Below are 17,136 nucleotides of genomic sequence, written 5' to 3'. Positions count from 1 at the left end.
CTGATGAATACCTTGACGTCAGCGGGCCCGCACGGCCTGCCCGCACAGCAGCCCTACGAGTACGAGCGCCTGATCCCCGTGGAACCCGACTGGCGTCGCCTGCCCGGTTGGAGAGACGTGACGCCGGCGCAGTGGCGCGACGCGCAGTGGCAGCGCGCCCACTGCGTGAAGAACGCCAAACAGCTGGCAGCGGTCGTGGGTTCGCTGCTGGAGGACCGGTTCTACCAGGACCTGGAAGCCGACCACAGACAGTTCGCCACCATGTCGATGCTGCTGACACCGCAGATGCTGAACACCATGGTGCCCGGGGCGCCCACCGACGCGGCCGGCTTCACGGACGCCTTCTTCGCCGACCCGATCCGCCGGTACATGCTGCCTGTCGCCTCCGACCGCGAACAGGAGTGGCCGAGCCACCCCTACGCCGAACGGGACTCGCTGCACGAGACGGAGATGTGGGTGGTCGAAGGACTCACCCACCGCTACCCGACCAAGGTCCTGGCGGAGCTGGTGTCGACCTGCCCCCAGTACTGCGGACACTGCACACGGATGGACCTGGTGGGCGGCTCCACCCCGCAGGTGGAGAAGCAGAGGCTGACGCTCAGGCCCGCCGACCGCCAGGACCAGATGATCGACTACCTCAAGCGGAACCCGGGCGTACGCGACGTCGTGGTCTCCGGCGGCGACGTCGCCAACGTGCCCTGGCCGCGCCTGGAGTCGTTCCTGATGCGGCTGCTCGACCTGGAGAGCGTCCGGGACATCCGGCTGGCCACCAAGGCCCTCGCCGGACTGCCTCAGCACTGGCTCCAGTCGACCGTGCTCGAAGGTCTGGAACGGGTCGCGCGGACCGCCGCGCGACGCTCCGTCAACCTCGCCGTGCACACCCATGTCAACCACGTCCAGTCGGTGACCCCGCTGGTGGCCGAGACGGCGCGGGCCGTGCTCGACACGGGCGTCCGGGACATCCGCAACCAGGGCGTCCTGATGCGCGGCGTCAACACCACTGCGAAGGCACTGCTGGACCTGTGCATGGTCCTCCAGGGCGAGGCGAACATCCTGCCCTACTACTTCTACATGTGCGACATGATCCCGAACGCCGAGCACTGGCGCGTCGCGGTCTGGGAGGCACAGGAGCTCCAGCACGCCGTCATGGGCTACCTGCCCGGGTACGCGACGCCGCGGATCGTCTGCGACGTGCCCTACGTCGGCAAGCGCTGGGTGCACCAACTCGTCGAGTACGACCGGGAACTCGGCATCTCGCAATGGACGAAGAACTACCGCACGGGTATAGAGCTGGACGATCTGGACGCGCTCACGCGTCGTTATCCGTTCTACGACCCCATCACCACGCTGCCCGAGCCCGGCCGACGCCGGTGGCGGGAGAACACAGTGGAGAAAGGCTGACCATGACCGACACGGACACGATCACGGAAACGTCGCAGGGCGGGATCCGGGAGCTCGACCGCCGGGCCGTGCTGCGCAGCGCGGAGATCGCCGCGCAGGCCCGCGACGACCAGTGGGACGACCCCACCCCGTGCGGCACCTGGTCCCTGCGGCGCCTCCTGGCCCATATGACCGCGCAGCACCTCGGCTTCGCCGCGGCCGCCGGGGGCGGACCGGTCGACGCGGCGGTCTGGCAGGAGAAGCCGCTCGAAGACCCCCGCCGCGCGTACGCCGATTCCGTCGACCGGGTCCTCGAAGCGTTCGCCGCCGACGGCGTGCTGGACCGTACGGTCGTCCTGCCGTGGATCCACCCGACGATGCAGTTCGCCGCCCCGCGCGCGATCGGCTTCCACCTCGTGGACTACGTGGTGCACGGCTGGGACGTCGCGGCTTCGCTCGGCATCCCGTCGGCGTACGACGAGGACCTCGTCCTCGCCGCCGCCGAGGTGGCCCGCAAGGAGGTGCCTGCCGGGCCGTCGCGGGAGCGTCCCGGCGCCTCGTTCCGCCCGGCGGTCGAGCCGGCCGGCCCGGGGAGCGCCGAGGACCGCCTGCTCGCCTTCCTGGGCCGTGATCCGCGGTGGTCGCCGAAGTGACGGAATCACTCACCGCTCTCGGGGGCCGGCCGCACCGGCCGGCCCCCGAGGGTGTGGCTCTGGCCCCGGAACTCGGCGATCGGCACCCCGTCCGAACGGCGCACGGTCACGTCGTACACACCGCTGCGCCCGAACCGGCTGCGTTCCACCGCCTCCGCGACCAGGTCGTCGCCCACCTCGGCCGGGCGGAGGAAGGTGACCTGCGCCCCCTGGGCCACGGTCGCCGGGCCGTGCGTGTTGCAGGCGAAGGCGAAGGCCGCGTCGGCCAGCAGGAAGAGGAAGCCGCCGTGCCCCGTGCCGTGGCCGTTCACCATGGTCTCCGCGACCCGCATCCCCACGGTCGCCCGTCCCGGCCCGGCGTCCCGCAGATCGATGCCGAGCAGTTCACAGGTGCGGTCCTTGGCGTACAGGTCCTCGGCGCGGCGGCGGGCCGCCGTCTCCAGCTCCTGCTCCCCGATGGTCCCCGTCATCACACAACCCTCAATTCCTTTGTGGAATACCGGACTTAGAAGCTCCGATCCTTCCATCCGTGACCAGCGCGGTCAACCGGAACTGAATATCGCGACAAAGGAGCAGCATGACTTCGCGCACCCCCTGGCTTCAGGAATTGTTCGACACTCCGCCGTCCGAACGGCGAACGCTTCTCGAATCACTGGTCGTGGCGGAGTTCAAGCGTGAACTGATGATGGGCGAGGAGGATGTGCTGCCGCTTCGGGTGAGTTACTTCGAGCTCGGGCTGACCTCGCTCGGCGCCGTCGACACCAGGCAGCGCCTCGAAAGGGAACTGGGCCGGCCGCTCGATTCGGCCTTCCTGTTCAACCACCCGACGGTCGGGGACCTCGTCGATTTCCTGACCACCGAGGTGGTCCCCGAACTCTTCTTGGCCGCCGCGCCCGGCCCCAAGGCCCCGCAGGATGCGGAAGTTTCCACGAAAGACCTGGTCAACGACGTTCTCAAGGAGCTCTACCAGTGACCGAAACGGCCTCGTCCCGCCCCGATGCCCTGCTGAGGAGCCTGCTTCTGGAGAAGTACGAGCCGATCGCCGTCATCGGAATGGGCATTCGGCTCCCGGGGGACAACAACACCCCGGAGGAGTTCTCCGCGTTCCTCAGGGAGGGGCGCTCGGGAACCGGACCCGTACCCGAGGACCGCTGGGACATGGAGGCCGTCCAGGCGGCCGAGAAGGAGGCCGGCCGGCGCCCTGTCGCGGCGGGTGGTGGATTCGTCTCCGGTATGGACGAATTCGACTCGAAATTCTTCAACATATCCCCGAAGGAAGCCGATTTCATGGACCCCCAGCACCGCTGGGCCCTGGAATCCGCTTGGCGTGCTCTGGAATCGGCGCACATCGATCCGGCGGCCCTTCGCGGTGGAAACGGCGGCGTGTATCTGGGTGTCGGGCAGATGGACTTCGCGATCGACGTCGAGGCCCTGGACCCGCTGGACCTCGACGCCCATGTCGCGGCAGGCACGGCGCACAGCGCCGCCGCCGGACGCCTGTCCTACTTCCTCGGCTGGCGCGGTCCCTGCCTGAGCGTCGACACCGCCTGTTCCGCCTCACTGGTGGCGCTGCACCTCGCCGCGCAGGGACTGCGCCGCGGCGAGTGCGACATCGCCCTCGCGGGCGGCGTGAACGTGAACCACCATCCGCGCAACCACATCGTCTACTCGCGCGCCGGAATGCTGTCGCCCGACGGCCGTTGCAAGACCTTCGACGACTCCGCCGACGGCTACGGCCGCAGCGAGGGCTCCGGCATGCTCGTCCTGAAGCGGTTCTCCGACGCCCGGCGCGACGGCGACACCGTGCTCGCGCTGATCCGCGGCTCCTCGGTCCGCCAGGACGGCGAGAGCGGCGGCCTGACCGTCCCGAACGGCACCGCACAGGTGGCCCTGATGCGCGACGCCCTGGCCTCGGCCAACCTGGAACCCGCGGACATCCAGTACGTGGAGGCGCACGGCACCGGAACCTCCCTGGGCGACCCGATCGAGATGGGCTCCATCAACACCGTCTTCGCCGCCTCCCGCACGGACGGCGAACCGCTGGCCGTCGGCTCGGTGAAGACCAACATCGGCCACATGGAGGCCGCCGCAGGCGTCGGAGGCGTGGCCAAGGTCGTCCTCCAGCTCCAGGAAGGCGTGATCTACCCGCACATCAACCTGGAGACACCGTCGCGCCACATCCCCTGGGACCGCTATCGGGTGACCGTCCCGACGCGACTGCGCGACTGGCGGGCCGACGGGCCCCGGCGGGCCGTCGTCAACTCCTTCGGCTTCGCCGGCACCATCGCCTCCGTCGTCCTCGAACAGGCACCACCCGCCACGGTGCCCCCGGCGGCGACGGACGACGGCACCGCCGTCTTCACCCTCTCGGCGAAGGACCACGGGGCACTGCGGGCACAGGCCGAGGCCTACCGCCGCTTCCTCGACGCGCACCCGGACCTCGCCGTCCCCGACCTCTGCCGCAGCGCCAACCTCGGCCGCGCCCATCTGCCCGCGCGGCTGGCCGCGCACGTCTCCTCGCGCGAGGAGCTGGAGCGGCTGCTCGACCGGCAGTCCGCGAGCGAGGCCCCCGCTGCCCCGGAGCACCGCTTCACCGAGGCCGCTTTCCTCTTCAGCGGGCAGGGCGCGCAGTACGTCGGCATGGGGCGCGGCCTCTACGACCGCTACCCCGAGTTCCGCCGTCATCTCGACGACTGCGACCGGCTCTTCGCCGCCCGGCTCGGCCGCTCGATCAAGGAGATCATGTTCGGCGAGGCGCCGGACAGCGAGCAGGACATCAACCGGACCCTGTACACCCAGCCCGCGCTGTTCTGCCTGGAGTACGCGACGGCCCGGCTCTGGATGTCCTGGGGGGTACGCCCCGGCATCCTGCTCGGGCACAGCGTCGGTGAGATCGCGGCGGCCGCGGTCGCGGGCCTGTTCTCGATCGAGGACGCGGTCCGGCTGGTCTCCGTCCGCGCCCGGCTCATGCAGTCGGTGTCGGCGGCCGGTGGCATGGCGGCCGTCCTCGCACCCGCGGAAGAGGTCGCCCCGCTGCTGGAGGGGTACCCCGACCTCGGCCTCGGCGCCGTCAACTCCCCGCGCCAGTGCGTGATCTCCGGCGGCAGCGAATCGCTCGCCGAACTCACGGACACCCTGCGGGCGCGCGGCGTGTCCGTCAAGCAGCTGCCGGTTTCGCACGCCTTCCACTCGCCCCTGATGACCGAGGTGTTCGACGCGTTCCGCGCACAGATCGCGGACATCGCCTTCCACGAGCCGCGGCTGAGCTTCGTCTCCAACCTCACCGGCGAGGTCGCCACGCTCGCCGGTGTGGGCACGCCCGAGTACTGGGTCCGCCACATCGGCGAGAGCGTCGACTTCGCCGCCGGCATGCGCTGCCTCCAGGCCCGCGGACCGCACGTCCTCATCGAGGTCGGCCCGTCCGGCGCGCTGATCGGACTGGGGCGGCAGAACGGCGACCCCGACGCCCACCTGTGGGTGTCCAGCATGGCCAGGTCCGACGCCGGCGCCACCACCGTGGGCACCGCCCTCGCACAGTGCTACCGGGCCGGACTCCCCGTCTCCTGGACGGGCTACCACGCCGGGCGCGGCGGACGGACCGTACCGCTGCCGGGCTACGTCTTCGCGAAGAAGCGCCATCCGCTGCCCTCGGCCCGCCTCCGGGCCACCCGCGTCGGCCACGCCTCCGGACCGGCCCATCACCCGCTGCTGGGCCGGGACATCACCACCGAGGACCGGCGCGCGGCGGGGGAGCGCGAATTCAGCGCGCTGATCGCCCCGGACTCCCCGGCCTATCTCGCCGACCACGTCGTCATGGGCCAGGCGGTGTTCCCCGGCGCGGGGTACGTCGAAGTCGTGCTGGCACTCCAGGACGCGGTGCACGGGGAGACCGGCCGGCTGATCCAGGACCTGCGCATCCACGAACCGCTCTTCCTCCGCGACGACGAGCCGGCCGAGCTCCGCACCCGGCTGCGCCCGCACGAGGACGCCGAGGACGCCGAAGGGCCCGCCGCCGTGGAGATCGTCAGCCGAGTGAACGGCAGGGACGGCGTGATCGAACGCGTCCACGCCACCGCCACCCTCGGCGCCGCGCCCACCGGGCCCGCCGCGCTCGGCGAGGTCGTGGACCGGCTGCGGAAGGCCACCGCCGACCCGGGCGAGCCGCAGGCCCGGCACCACGGTGAGGACCTGTACGAGCAATACGCCGGACTGGGCCTGCCGTACGGACCGGAGTTCCGGCGCGTCCTGCGCGTCGACCGGTACGCCGACGGCCTGGCGACGGGTGAGCTGCGCGGCCTGGACACCCCCGCCGCCGAGCACCTGCGCGCATCGGTCCTCGACTGCGCGATGCAGACCCTCGGCGCCGCCGTCGAGCTGGACGGCACCTATCTGCCCGTCGGCTTCGAAGGCGTCGAACTGCTCAAGCGCCCCAAGGGCGATCTGCGCATCCTCATCCAGGTCGACCTCGACCCCGCCGGCGAGCTGCTCGCCGACCTCGTCGCCCTGGAGGGCTCCCGGACGGTCTTCGTCGTCAAGGGTGTACGTCTCAAGCGCGTCGCCGACGCCCCGGCCGACCCCGCCGAGCGCATGCTGCTGCGCCCCCGGTGGCTCAAGCGGTCGCTGCCCTCCGCCCGGACCGGTGGGGAGGACCGCCGGATTCTGGTCGTCCGGCCGGGCGACGGCCTGCCGGACGACCTGTCCGACCGGCTCGCCGGCACCGGAATCGAGGCCCTGCACGCCCCCGACGCGGCCACCGCCGCCGCTCTGCTGGCCGAGGACGGCGCCGTCACGGACCTGTGCTGGTTCTGGACGCCCGAGCCCACGGCCGAGGGCGAAGAGCGGCTGCGCACCGAGACCGAGCACAACTTCCGCGAGCTGCTCGCCCTGGTGGCCGCGGCCACCGGCCCGGCCGCCGGCCGCGGCCCGCGGGTCGTGCTCGTGACCGAACGCGCCCAGTGGCTGCCCGGCGACACCGCCGCCACCGTGTCCCAGGACTCCCTCGGGGCCGCCGCCCTGTGGGGGTTCGGCGCGGTCCTGCTCAACGAGTACCCGGCACTGCGGACCGTCCTGCTCGACCTCGACGGAACCGGCCTCCAGCCGCTCGTCGACGAGTGGCTCGCCGGTGACGGCGCGGGCGGCGAGCACCAGATCGCCTACCGCTCCGGCATCCGGCATGTGAAGAGGCTCTCCCCGCCCGTCCCCACGACACGCGACGACGCCAACGCCGAACTCACGATCACCGAGTACGGCCGGTTCTCCGCCGTCCGGCCCGTACCCGTCGAGGACCACCCGCCCACCGGCGACGAGGTCACCGTCCAGGTCCACGCGGCCGGTCTCAACTTCAAGGACGTCCTGAACGCGCTCGGGATGCTGCGCCAGTACGCGCTGGACCACGGCATCCCGTACGAGCCCCTGCCGCTCGGCTTCGAGGCCTCCGGAACCGTCGTCGAGGCGGGACCCGACGCCGCGTTCTCGCCCGGTGACGAGGTGGTGCTGAGCCGGATCGGCTCCATGCGGCGGCGGGTGACCGTCCCGTCCACGGTCGTCGTGCACAAGCCCGGCAATCTCACCTTCACCGAGGCGGCCGGACTGCCCGCCGCGTTCGTCACGGCCCACCACGCACTGCACCACCTCGCGGGGATCAAGGCGGGCGACCGGGTCCTGATCCACGCGGCCGCCGGCGGCGTCGGACAGGCGGCCGTCCAGCTCGCCCGGCTCGCGGGAGCCGAGGTGTACGCCACCGCCAGCCCCCGCAAATGGCCCCTGCTGCGCTCCCAGGGCGTGGCGCACATCATGAACTCCCGCACCCTCGACTTCGCCGACGAGGTGCTGGAGGCCACCGGGGGCCGAGGGGTCGACATCGTCCTCAACAGCCTCAACAAGGACTACATCCCGGCAGGACTGCGCTGTCTCGCCGTGGACGGACGCTTCGTCGAACTCGGCAAGATCGGCATCTGGTCGCCCGAGGAGATGCGGGCGCGGCGCCCCGACGTCGGCTACCACAACTTCGACCTCAGCGAACTGCCCGCCGAGGAGCTCGAACGCCTCAACGGCGGCATTCTGCGGACGGTCGCCGAGCACATCGAGGCCGGCCGGCTGACCCCCCTGCCGGTGGTCGGCTACTCGCTCGACGAGACCGAGGAGGCCTTCGGCGTCCTGAGCCGGGGTGCCAACCTCGGCAAGATCGTGCTGGAGTTCCGCGACGAACGCGATCTGCCCGCACGGCCGGTGGACATCGACGCGGGGGAGACGTACCTCGTCACCGGCGGCCTCGGCGCGCTCGGGCTGGCCTCCGCGCGCAAGCTGGTGCGGGAGGGAGCCCGGCACATCGCGCTCGTCAGCCGTCGCGCCGTCGACGAGGGCGAGCGGGCCGCGATCGCCGCCGGACTCGGTGAGGGCGTCGAAGTCCGCGTCCACCAGGGGGACATCGCCGATGCGGCCGACGTACGGCGGATCGTCGAGGAGGCCGCCGCGGGACCCCACCCCCTGGGGGGCGTCCTGCACGCCGCGGGCGTCCTCGCCGACGCCCCGCTCGCCGCCCAGACCTGGGAGAGCATGGACACCGTCCTGCGTGCCAAGGTCCACGGCACCTGGCTGCTGCACCGCGCGGTCGCCGAGGTCCCCACGGTCCGGTTCTTCGTCGGCTACTCCTCGGTCTCCTCGGTACTCGGCGCCGCCGGCCAGGCCAACTACGCGGCGGGCAACGCCTACATGGACGTCCTCATGCAGTGGCGGGCGGCCGCGGGCCTGCCCGGACTCAGCGTCAACTGGGGCCCGTGGGGCGAGATCGGCATGGCCGCCGCGCTCACCGGGCGCCAGATCGAGGGCATCGAGGCGCGCGGGCTGAAGTTCATCAAGCCCGGCGCGGCGTTGAACGCGCTGTTCACCGCCCTCGCCCGGCCCCGCGCCCAGACCGTCGTCGGCGAGTTCGGCTGGGATGCCTACATCGACGCCCTGCCCACCCCCAACTCGCTCTTCGACGAGCTGCGTTCGGGACGCGGAGGCGGAGCGGAACGGTCCGCGTTCGACATCGACGCGCTGCTCGGACGGCCGAAGCCCGAGCGCGAGGTCGCACTCCGCGAACTGCTGCGGGACCGGATCGCGCACGTACTGAGGTACGACTCGCCCGAGGAGATCGATCTCGACGCACGGCTGGTGGATCTCGGACTCGATTCGCTCGGCTCGGTGGAACTGAAGAACGCCCTGGAGACCGCGCTCGGGATCCCGCTGCCCGCCTCCACCCTCTTCGACCACCCCGCCGTGCGGTCCCTGGCCGCCTTCGTCGACGAGCAGCTCGTACCGGACCGGGCCCAGGAGGAACCGGCCGCACCGCCGCGGCCGTCGCCCGGCGAGGACGTGCGCGAGCTGACCGACGCCGAGGCGGACGACGAACTCGCCGCCCTGCGCGGGATGTTCGAGTGACGGGCGGCCCGAAGGTGACGAGCTACATCGACCACCTGGAGACCCTGTCGAAGAAGCAGCTCATGGTGATGCTGGCCCGGCAGCACCACGAGCGGACGCAGCCGGTCGCCGTCATCGGCATGGGCTGCCGGCTGCCGGGAGGGCTCGACGACCCCCGGGCCCTGTGGAGCGCGCTGCGCGAGGGGCGGGTCCTGCCCACCGAGACGGCCGGGGTGCCCGTCGACAGCCTCGGCCGGCCGCGCTGGAACCTGGCGGCACCGGACCTGGCGCCGCTGGCCGGACGGCTCGGCCAGGGCGCCTACCTGACGGATGTGGACCTCTTCGACGCCGACTGGTTCGGCATCTCCGAAGAGGAGGCCCGCCACATGGACCCGCAGCAGCGCCTGCTCCTGGAGGCCGCCGCCCAGGCACTCGCGGACGCCAACCTCTCCCGTCAGCGCCTGCGGGGGCGTGACGTCGGTGTCTACGCGGTCGCCGGGCCGGTGGAGTACCCGTACGCCTGGCTGCGCGGCGGGGTCCCCGGCACCGGCCTGTCGCCGCACATGAGCACGGGCTCCTCGCCCAGCGCCTTCAGCGGCCGGATCGCGTTGTCCTTGGGGCTCAACGGCCCGGCGGTCACCGTGGACACCGCGTCCTCGTCCATGCTGACCGCCGTGCACCTTGCGGTGCGGGCGCTGCGCGCCCACGAGTGCGACGTCGCCCTCGTCGGCACCTGCAACCTGCTGCTCTCCCCGTTCAGCACCGGCATCCTCGACCGCGCCGGGATGCTCTCGCCCTCCGGCCGCAGCAGGCCCTTCACCCGGCGGGCCGACGGACACGTCCGCGGCGAGGGCTGCGGGGTCGTGGTCCTCAAGCGGTACGCGGACGCCGTGGCCGACGGGGACCGGCCGTACGCGCTCGTGCGCGGCAGCGCCGTCCATGCCCAGGGCGACCGCCCCAGCATCTCGGTGGCCCCGGCGCGCGGCCAGCGGGCGGTGATCGAACGGGCGCTGCACGACGCGGGCACGGCCCCCGAGGACGTGAGTTACGTCGAGGCGCAGGCCAACGGGTCCCGGATCGGCGGTCAGATCGAGGCCGAGGCCCTGGCCGACGCGTACGCACGTCGCGCGCCCGGCGCGCCGCCGCTGTACATCGGCTCGTGCAAGGCGAACATCGGCTACCTGGAGACCGCCTCCGGCGCTCCCGGGCTGATGAAGACGGTGCTGGCGCTCGCCCACGCGGAGATCCCGCCGCAGCCGGGCGAGGACGAGGCCGACCCCGGCATCCCGTGGGACCGGACGGCGCTGCGGCTCGCCGCGAAGCCGCTCGCCTGGCCCACGGAGGGCAGAAGGCGGGCGGCCGTCAGCGGCTTCGGTTTCTGCGGCACCCTCGGCCACGTCGTGCTGGAGAGTGTTCCGGAGCGCCCGGCCCCGGACGACGGGGCCGCCGGGGACGAGGGCCCCTGGCCGCTGCTGCTGTCGGCGCACAACGCCGAGGCGCTGGCCGGCACGGCCGGCCGGCTGGCCAGGCATCTGCGGGAGAGCGCCGACTGGTCTCCCGCCGCCGTCTGCCGGACGCTCGCCGAGGGCCGTGACCACCGTGCCGTCCGGTACGCGGCCGTCGTCCACGACCGCTCCGGCCTCCTGGCCGCGCTGGAACGTGCGGCATCGGGCGCCCCCTGCACGGGCTTCGACGGCGAGGGCTCCCCGGAGTCCGCCGCCGGCCCGGCGCGGCACGTCCGGCGGTATCTGGCCGGGGAAGCCCCTGCCACCGCCGAGCTGTGGCCCGAGACCACCGCGGGCCCCCGGCTGCTCCACCTCCCGGGCCCCGCACTCGTCGGACGGCGGCACTGGCCCGATCACCACAACTGGCTCTGAAATTCCACGGACAGGAAACCCCGCATGTATTACCCGAACCTCACAACCGCCGCCGACACGGTGGCGTTCCACGCGACCCACCACGCCCGGCGCACCGCCGTGAGCTGCGAGGGCCGGGAGGTCACGTACGAGCAACTGCACCGGGAGAGCAACCGTTCGGCCCGTGCCCTGCTCGCCGCCGGCGCCGGGCGCGGCTCCCGCGTCGCCTACCTGGGCAAGGAGTCCGAGGACTACTACGAGATCTTCTTCGCCTGCGCCAAGACCGGAGCGGTGCTCGTCCCGGTCAACTGGCGGCTCAGCCCGGGGGAGGTGGAGCACATCCTGCGCGACTCGGGCGCCGCACTCGTCTTCGTGGAGAGGGAGTACGAGGAGATGGCGGCCCGGATCCGCCCGGAGCTGCCCGCCCTGCCCGAGATCGTCGGACTCGACGGCCGCTCCGGCCGGGGCAAGGGCTTCCGGGAGTGGAAGGCCGGCCATCCGGACCACGGGCTCGCCGTCGAGGCCGCGCCCGACGACCCGGTCACGCAGATCTACACCAGCGGCACCACGGGCCTGCCGAAGGGCGTCGTCCTCGCCCACCGCAGCTTCTTCGCGATCCGCGATCTGCTCGCGGAGCACGGTCTCGACTGGATCGACTGGCGCCCCGGGGACGTCAGCCTGATCAGCATCCCCGGCTTCCATGTGGCAGGCATCTGGTGGGCCATGCAGGCGTTCAACGCCGGAGCGACCAGCGTGGCCATGCGCATGTTCACCCCGCACGACGCCGTGCGACTGATCCGGGAGCTCGGCGTCACGACCACCCTCGCCGTGCCGTCGATGCTCCAGATGATGCTGGCCGAACGCGGCGTGGGCCCCGCCGACTTCGAGTCGCTGCGCCTGGTCACGTACGGCGGGTCCCCGATCTCCGAGACGCTGATGCTCCAGTGCATGGAAGTCCTCGACTGCCGGCTGGGCCAGCTGTACGGGCTCACGGAGAGCGGCAACACCGCGCTGTGCCTGCCGCCCTCGGACCACCGTCCGGGCAGTCCGCGGCTGCGCGCGGCGGGGCGCCCGTATCCCGGAGTCTCGGTGCAGGTGGTCGACGAGAAGGGCAACGCCCTCGAACCCGGCGCCGTAGGGGAGATCTGTCTGCGCACGCCCGCGGTGATGCTGGAGTACTGGAACATGAAGGAGGCGACGGAGGAGACCCTCGCCGACGGCTGGCTGCACACCGGGGACGCCGGATACCTCGACGAGGACGGCTACGTCTATGTGTGCGACCGTCTCAAGGACACCGTCATCGTCGCCGGTGAGAACGTCTACCCGGCGGAGGTGGAGAACGCGCTGTGCACCCACCCGGCGGTCGCCGAGGCGGCCGTCATAGGGGTGCCCGACGAACGCTGGGGCGAGGCGGTGCGGGCCTTCGTCGTGCTGCGTCCGGAGATGTCGGCGACCCCTCGGGAACTGAAACTCCACCTCCAGGGCCGGCTTGCCGATTTCAAGTCCCCGAGCGGTTACGAGTTCATCGAGCGGATTCCGCGCAACCCCAGCGGAAAAATACTCAGACGGGAAATCCGCAAGGATTTCTGGACCGAACGCGACCGACAGGTGAACTGATTCAGGAAAGCAATTCCCGAACAGGCTCCGGGATCGGTCGAAACCGGCCCCGGAGCCCATGTTCCGGTGTGTGCGAAATCAGCGGGAGCGGCAGCAGCCGACGTGCTGCCATTCCGCCTTGTGCCAGTAGTGCGCGGAATTCCCGCGCGCGCTGGGCGCCGCGGCCCCGACCGTGTTGCGGGGCGCGGCACGGCCGGCGGCCGTGGCGGACGCACGGAACGGTTCGAGCAGCTCCGGTACGTCGTACGCGTGGCCGCCGACCATGACCCGGCGCACCGCCGCCGCCGCGTCGATGTCGGCGAGCGGGTCTCCCGCGACGCACACCAGGTCGGCCAGATGGCCCGGCGCCACCCTGCCCAGCCGGTCGCCCAGACCGAGGGCCCGTGCGGCGTTCCCGGTGGCCGTGAGCAGTGCCTCGCGCGGGGTGAAGCCGTACTTCACCATGACCCGCAGGTTCTGGTGGATGCTGATGCCGATGTCGTCCAGGGCCGAGTCCGTGCCCGCCACGACCAGCCCCCCGGCCCGGTGCACGCGCAGCAGCAGGTCGCAGTCCCCGACGGTCCAGGAGTGATTGAGCTGGGCATCCGCACCGCCCGACGCCGCGTCATCGGCCTTCTGGACCAGCCGGCCGTACTCCCAGTCGGGGTAGAGCACCCGCGTCCGCTCGTCCTCGATGAGCGAACGGTCCTCGACGAACAGTTCGGAGGCGAACAGGATGGTCGTGGAGATCCACATGCCACTCGCCACCAGCAGGTCCACCGAGTCCTGGAACGACCGCCCGGCGGCGAAGCTCAGCGTCCGTGAGTATCCGAGGCGGTTGCCGCCCCCGGTGTGCTCCATGCCGTCCAGGCCGGTACGGGCCGCCGGGTAGAGGTAGTGCGAGGTCACGGGGATGCCGGCGGCGTGCCCGCGTGCCACGACCTCCCGCTCGTACTCCAGCGGCAGCCGGATGTACGACTTCAGCAGGTCGTAGCGGAGGGCCAGGGCCCGCCGGATGTCCCGGTCCAGCTGCTCGGGCGAGAGGACCGGTCGCATGACGCGGTGGCGGCCACGGGTTCCCTCGAACCCGTCTCCGGAGCCGAAGTAGCGCGGCCCGACCTTGGTCCCGGCCGCCAGCGCCTCACGCGTCTCGACCATCTGGTAGGACGGGTCGGCCGGAGTGCGGCTGGTGGTGACGCCGTAGGCGAGCCAGGCGCGGCCCTGCCGGTCGCCCCATTGAGGGCCTCGCCAGTGCCAGTGGTTGTGGGTGTCGATCAGGCCCGGCATGACGGTGAGGTCCGCGGCGTCGACGACCCGGTCGCCCCGGACGCTCCCGCGCCGCACGACCTCCTCGATCCGGCCGCCCCGCAGGACGACGTCGGCGCCGTGCCGCAGCGAGCCGGACGTACCGTCCCACACCGCGCCCGCCCGCACCACGGTCCGTCCCGCAGGGGCCGGACGGCGGGTCCAGGACAGCCGGGTCGGCACGGTGCGCGGCGTGCCGCCGTCGAGGCCCACCGTGCGCAGCCGGCCCAGCGAGAGGTAGAGCAGCCTGCCACTGCGCGTGGCGACGGAGAGGGAGTCGGTGATCTCCTCGGTGATCCGCACCGGCTCACCGGTGATCCGGGCGGCCGCGTCCACCGGGACCTTCCACGCCTGGCTCTCGATGCCGACGACGAGATGCCTGCCGTCGGGTGTCCACAGCGGGCCGTCTCCGTTGCGGGTGGAGATCGAGCATCCCGGTGCCACCGGCTGGTAGCGCAGTTCGTTCGTGGTCAGGTCGACGGTGAGGATCTGATTCACACCGTTGAGGCTGCGCCTGGAGTACGGGGCGGCCGCGGCGAGGGCCAGGATCTTGCCGTTGGGCGACCACGCGGCCGGGCCGGGCTGGTAGAGCGAGGGGGTGACCCGGGTGACCGAGCCGTCGGACAGGGTCAGCACCCAGTTCGCGCCGCTCTCGTCCTGGTAGGCGATGCGGGAGCCGTCGGGTGACCAGCGGGGCGCGAGCTGGGCGTTCGGCAGATCGGTGATCCGTTCCGAGGTGCCCTTCGCCAGGTCGTACCGCCACAGGTTCGCGGTGCCCGTCCGGTCGCTGACATAGACGAGGGACCGGCCGTCGGGTGCCCAGTCGGGGGAGGAGTTGAAGTAGCCGTCGGCGACGATCTTGACGGGGCGCTCGGCACCGGAGAGCAGCCACAGCGCGTTCAACGCCCGGAAGGCGATCTTCCGGCCGTCGGGGGAGAGCGCCGGGTCGGCGATGCCCAGGACGTCCTGGGGGCGGTCGTCGGTGAGGTCGGGGCCCCGCCGGGCCTCGTGGTCCACCCGGCGCACCTCCACCGTGGCGGTGAACGGGACCTCGGTACGCCCGCCTGCGCCGACGGTGCGCCGGTACATCCGGCCGTCGGCGGTGTAGAGCACTTCGCCGGACGGCAGCCAGACCGGGGCGAGCGGGAAGACGTCCTCGTCCTTCGTCAGGGCCCGGTCCCCCAGCATGAGTTCGGTGCGCGGGCCGGTGACCCTGATGTACGCGAGTCGGCCGTCGGGCCCGAACGAGGGGGCGTACAGCGCGGCGTCCGCGGGGCCGGTCAGCAGCGTCCGGATCGTCCCCGAGGCCACGTCGACCGCCTCGATCGTCCCCTGGTCCGCGACGTATGCCACCTGTCGCCCGTCGGCGGACCACGTCGGCATCGAGAGGTTCCGGTCCTGCTGGGTGACCGCCCGCCGGATGCCCGTCGCCGTGTCGAGGATCTCGATGCGGCAGGCGTTGTCCCGGTCCGAGACGAATGCGACGAACCGGCCGTCGGGAGAGAACTTGGGCTCCTGGTCGTACCCGTCCCCGGTGGTCAGCGGACGTGCCCCGGACCCGTCGGCGCCGATGCGCCACAGGTCGTACGTACCCGCCCGGAAGGACTGGAAGACCAGGCTCTTCCCGTCCGGCGCCCAGTGCGGCTGCGTCGCGTCCAGCGCGTCGTCGGTGAGCCGGTGTGCGGTGCCGCCCCCGGCCGGCAGCAGCCAGATCGCGTTGAGCGCGTCGATGGCGAGCGTCCGTCCGTCCGGCGACAGCGCGGCGCACAGATTGGCGCTCTCGTGGGTGTCGACCCGGACGAGGCCGTCGCCGTCCGTCCGTCCGTCCGGGTTCTCGTCCGCGTGGGCGACGGCGCTCCTGCCGGGCTCGCCCGCGAACCATAACGTCCCCAGCCCGACGGCGCCCGAACGGTGCAGCAGAGTACGACGGGACAGGCCCGAGCCTTCTTCGGGAAGCCCCTCGGATGCTCCGGATGTCTGTGCGGTCACGTTGATCCCCCTTGCGCGACGGAAGGCAACGCACTGTCATTTCCGGTGAGATGCCCTACCGTTCGGACGTGTGTTCGTTCGGCGCGTTGAAATATATGGCATCGGCCAATGCGGTGGAGGGATTCAAGACAGATCTCTGAAAATTGCGGGGGATTTCCGTGCACCGCTGCGAAGGCGGGCCCTTTCCTCGCCGCATGCTCCGAGGCCCATTCCGGGCGTCGGGCCGTGCGGCGGGCGTCCGAGCCCCTTCGCCGCGGGGTGCGGTGGCGGTGCCGGGGAATTGCGGAGATCCTGGCAGGGGAACGTGGCTGTCCTCGCACGGTCCATGTGCGTCGACGGCCGCGCTGCACAGGAAGGCTGCGGCCATGACAGCGATGCCGAACAAGACACCGCCGGGGCACAGGGGGTCCGGCAGTGCGAAGGTCGACGGTGCGTCCCAGGCGGCCGGGGTCCTGCTGATGCTCAGCGGGCCGCTCAGCATTCTCATGGGCGCGTCCGGTATCGCGGAGGACAGCCTGTTCGCCGTCTCGACCTGGTACGCCTACCGGTTCGATCTCACGGCCTGGGGTGTGATCCACCTCGTGGTCGGCGTGGCGCTCGTCGTCGCCGGCCTGGCGATCCTGATGAACAAGAGCTGGGGCCGCGGGGCCGGTGTGGCGGTGGCGGGGATCAGCCTGGTCACGCAGTTCATGTTCGTTCCGTACTACCCGGCGTGGGCCATCCCCGTCATGGCACTCGACCTCATGATCCTGTTCGCGCTGACGAGGTTTCATGTCGGAGCCGACGGCGGTCGGTGAGACCGGGCGGGATCACCGCCGACCGGCCGCCCACGACGGATCACCGTCGGCGGGCCCCCCGCTGAGCGGCGGGCGCGTGCGTACCGGAACGCGGACGACGAGAACGGTACGAATGCGATGAAGCGCCGGCGGCCGGACCGGCCATGGCTGCTGCGTCCG

The 17,136-nt window shown here is 71.8% G+C and carries 9 protein-coding genes; 7 read left to right on the top strand and 2 right to left on the bottom strand.

From position 1 onward, the window contains the following. The first annotated feature begins 3 nt into the window (after nucleotides 1-3). Complete coding sequence (locus IE107_RS17900) at nucleotides 4-1,401, top strand: KamA family radical SAM protein (RefSeq protein WP_189544792.1); 1,398 nt, start codon at nucleotides 4-6, stop codon at nucleotides 1,399-1,401. Between the two features lie 2 nt (nucleotides 1,402-1,403). Continuing rightward, on the top strand, nucleotides 1,404-2,033 hold the full coding sequence (locus IE107_RS17895) for a TIGR03086 family metal-binding protein (protein WP_189544791.1): 630 nt from the start codon (nucleotides 1,404-1,406) through the stop codon (nucleotides 2,031-2,033). A gap of 5 nt (nucleotides 2,034-2,038) precedes the next feature. On the opposite strand, the gene paaI is transcribed toward IE107_RS17895, so the two are convergent. Then, a complete protein-coding gene (gene paaI, locus IE107_RS17890; RefSeq protein ID WP_229867046.1) occupies nucleotides 2,039-2,503 on the bottom strand; it encodes a hydroxyphenylacetyl-CoA thioesterase PaaI in 465 nt (154 codons plus the stop codon). A gap of 107 nt (nucleotides 2,504-2,610) precedes the next feature. On the opposite strand from paaI, the gene IE107_RS17885 reads away from it, so the two are divergent. From IE107_RS17885 to IE107_RS17870, 4 genes are read left to right on the top strand one after another with little or no spacing between them, the layout of a single operon-like run. After that, nucleotides 2,611-3,006, top strand: coding sequence for an acyl carrier protein (locus IE107_RS17885; RefSeq protein ID WP_189544789.1), 396 nt, complete (start codon nucleotides 2,611-2,613; stop codon nucleotides 3,004-3,006). Further along, the gene (locus tag IE107_RS17880) at nucleotides 3,003-9,455 is read left to right on the top strand and encodes a type I polyketide synthase (RefSeq protein WP_229867044.1); all 6,453 of its coding nucleotides are present in this window, start codon (nucleotides 3,003-3,005) and stop codon (nucleotides 9,453-9,455) included. The genes IE107_RS17885 and IE107_RS17880 overlap by 4 nt, the downstream gene beginning before the upstream one ends. Then, complete coding sequence (locus IE107_RS17875) at nucleotides 9,452-11,311, top strand: beta-ketoacyl synthase N-terminal-like domain-containing protein (protein ID WP_189544788.1); 1,860 nt, start codon at nucleotides 9,452-9,454, stop codon at nucleotides 11,309-11,311. Before IE107_RS17880 ends, IE107_RS17875 begins: the two co-directional genes overlap by 4 nt. A 24-nt stretch (nucleotides 11,312-11,335) precedes the next feature. Beyond that, a complete protein-coding gene (locus tag IE107_RS17870) occupies nucleotides 11,336-12,907 on the top strand; it encodes a fatty acid--CoA ligase (RefSeq protein ID WP_189544787.1) in 1,572 nt (523 codons plus the stop codon). Nucleotides 12,908-12,985: 78 nt separating this feature from the next. Here IE107_RS17870 and IE107_RS17865 read toward each other — a convergent pair whose 3' ends face one another. Further along, nucleotides 12,986-16,180 carry an amidohydrolase family protein gene (locus tag IE107_RS17865; RefSeq protein ID WP_229867042.1) on the bottom strand — a complete coding sequence of 1,065 codons (3,195 nt, stop codon included), beginning with the start codon at nucleotides 16,178-16,180 and terminating at the stop codon, nucleotides 12,986-12,988. A gap of 365 nt (nucleotides 16,181-16,545) precedes the next feature. On the opposite strand from IE107_RS17865, the gene IE107_RS17860 reads away from it, so the two are divergent. After that, nucleotides 16,546-16,977: a DUF7144 family membrane protein gene (locus IE107_RS17860; RefSeq protein ID WP_229867041.1), complete on the top strand. Its 432-nt coding sequence runs from the start codon at nucleotides 16,546-16,548 to the stop codon at nucleotides 16,975-16,977. Nucleotides 16,978-17,136 lie beyond the last annotated feature (159 nt).

Origin of the sequence: Streptomyces gelaticus, assembly GCF_014649535.1 — a bacterium.
GTDB classification, from domain to species: Bacteria; Actinomycetota; Actinomycetes; order Streptomycetales; family Streptomycetaceae; genus Streptomyces; species Streptomyces gelaticus.
This window is presented reverse-complemented; position numbering and strand designations above follow the sequence as displayed.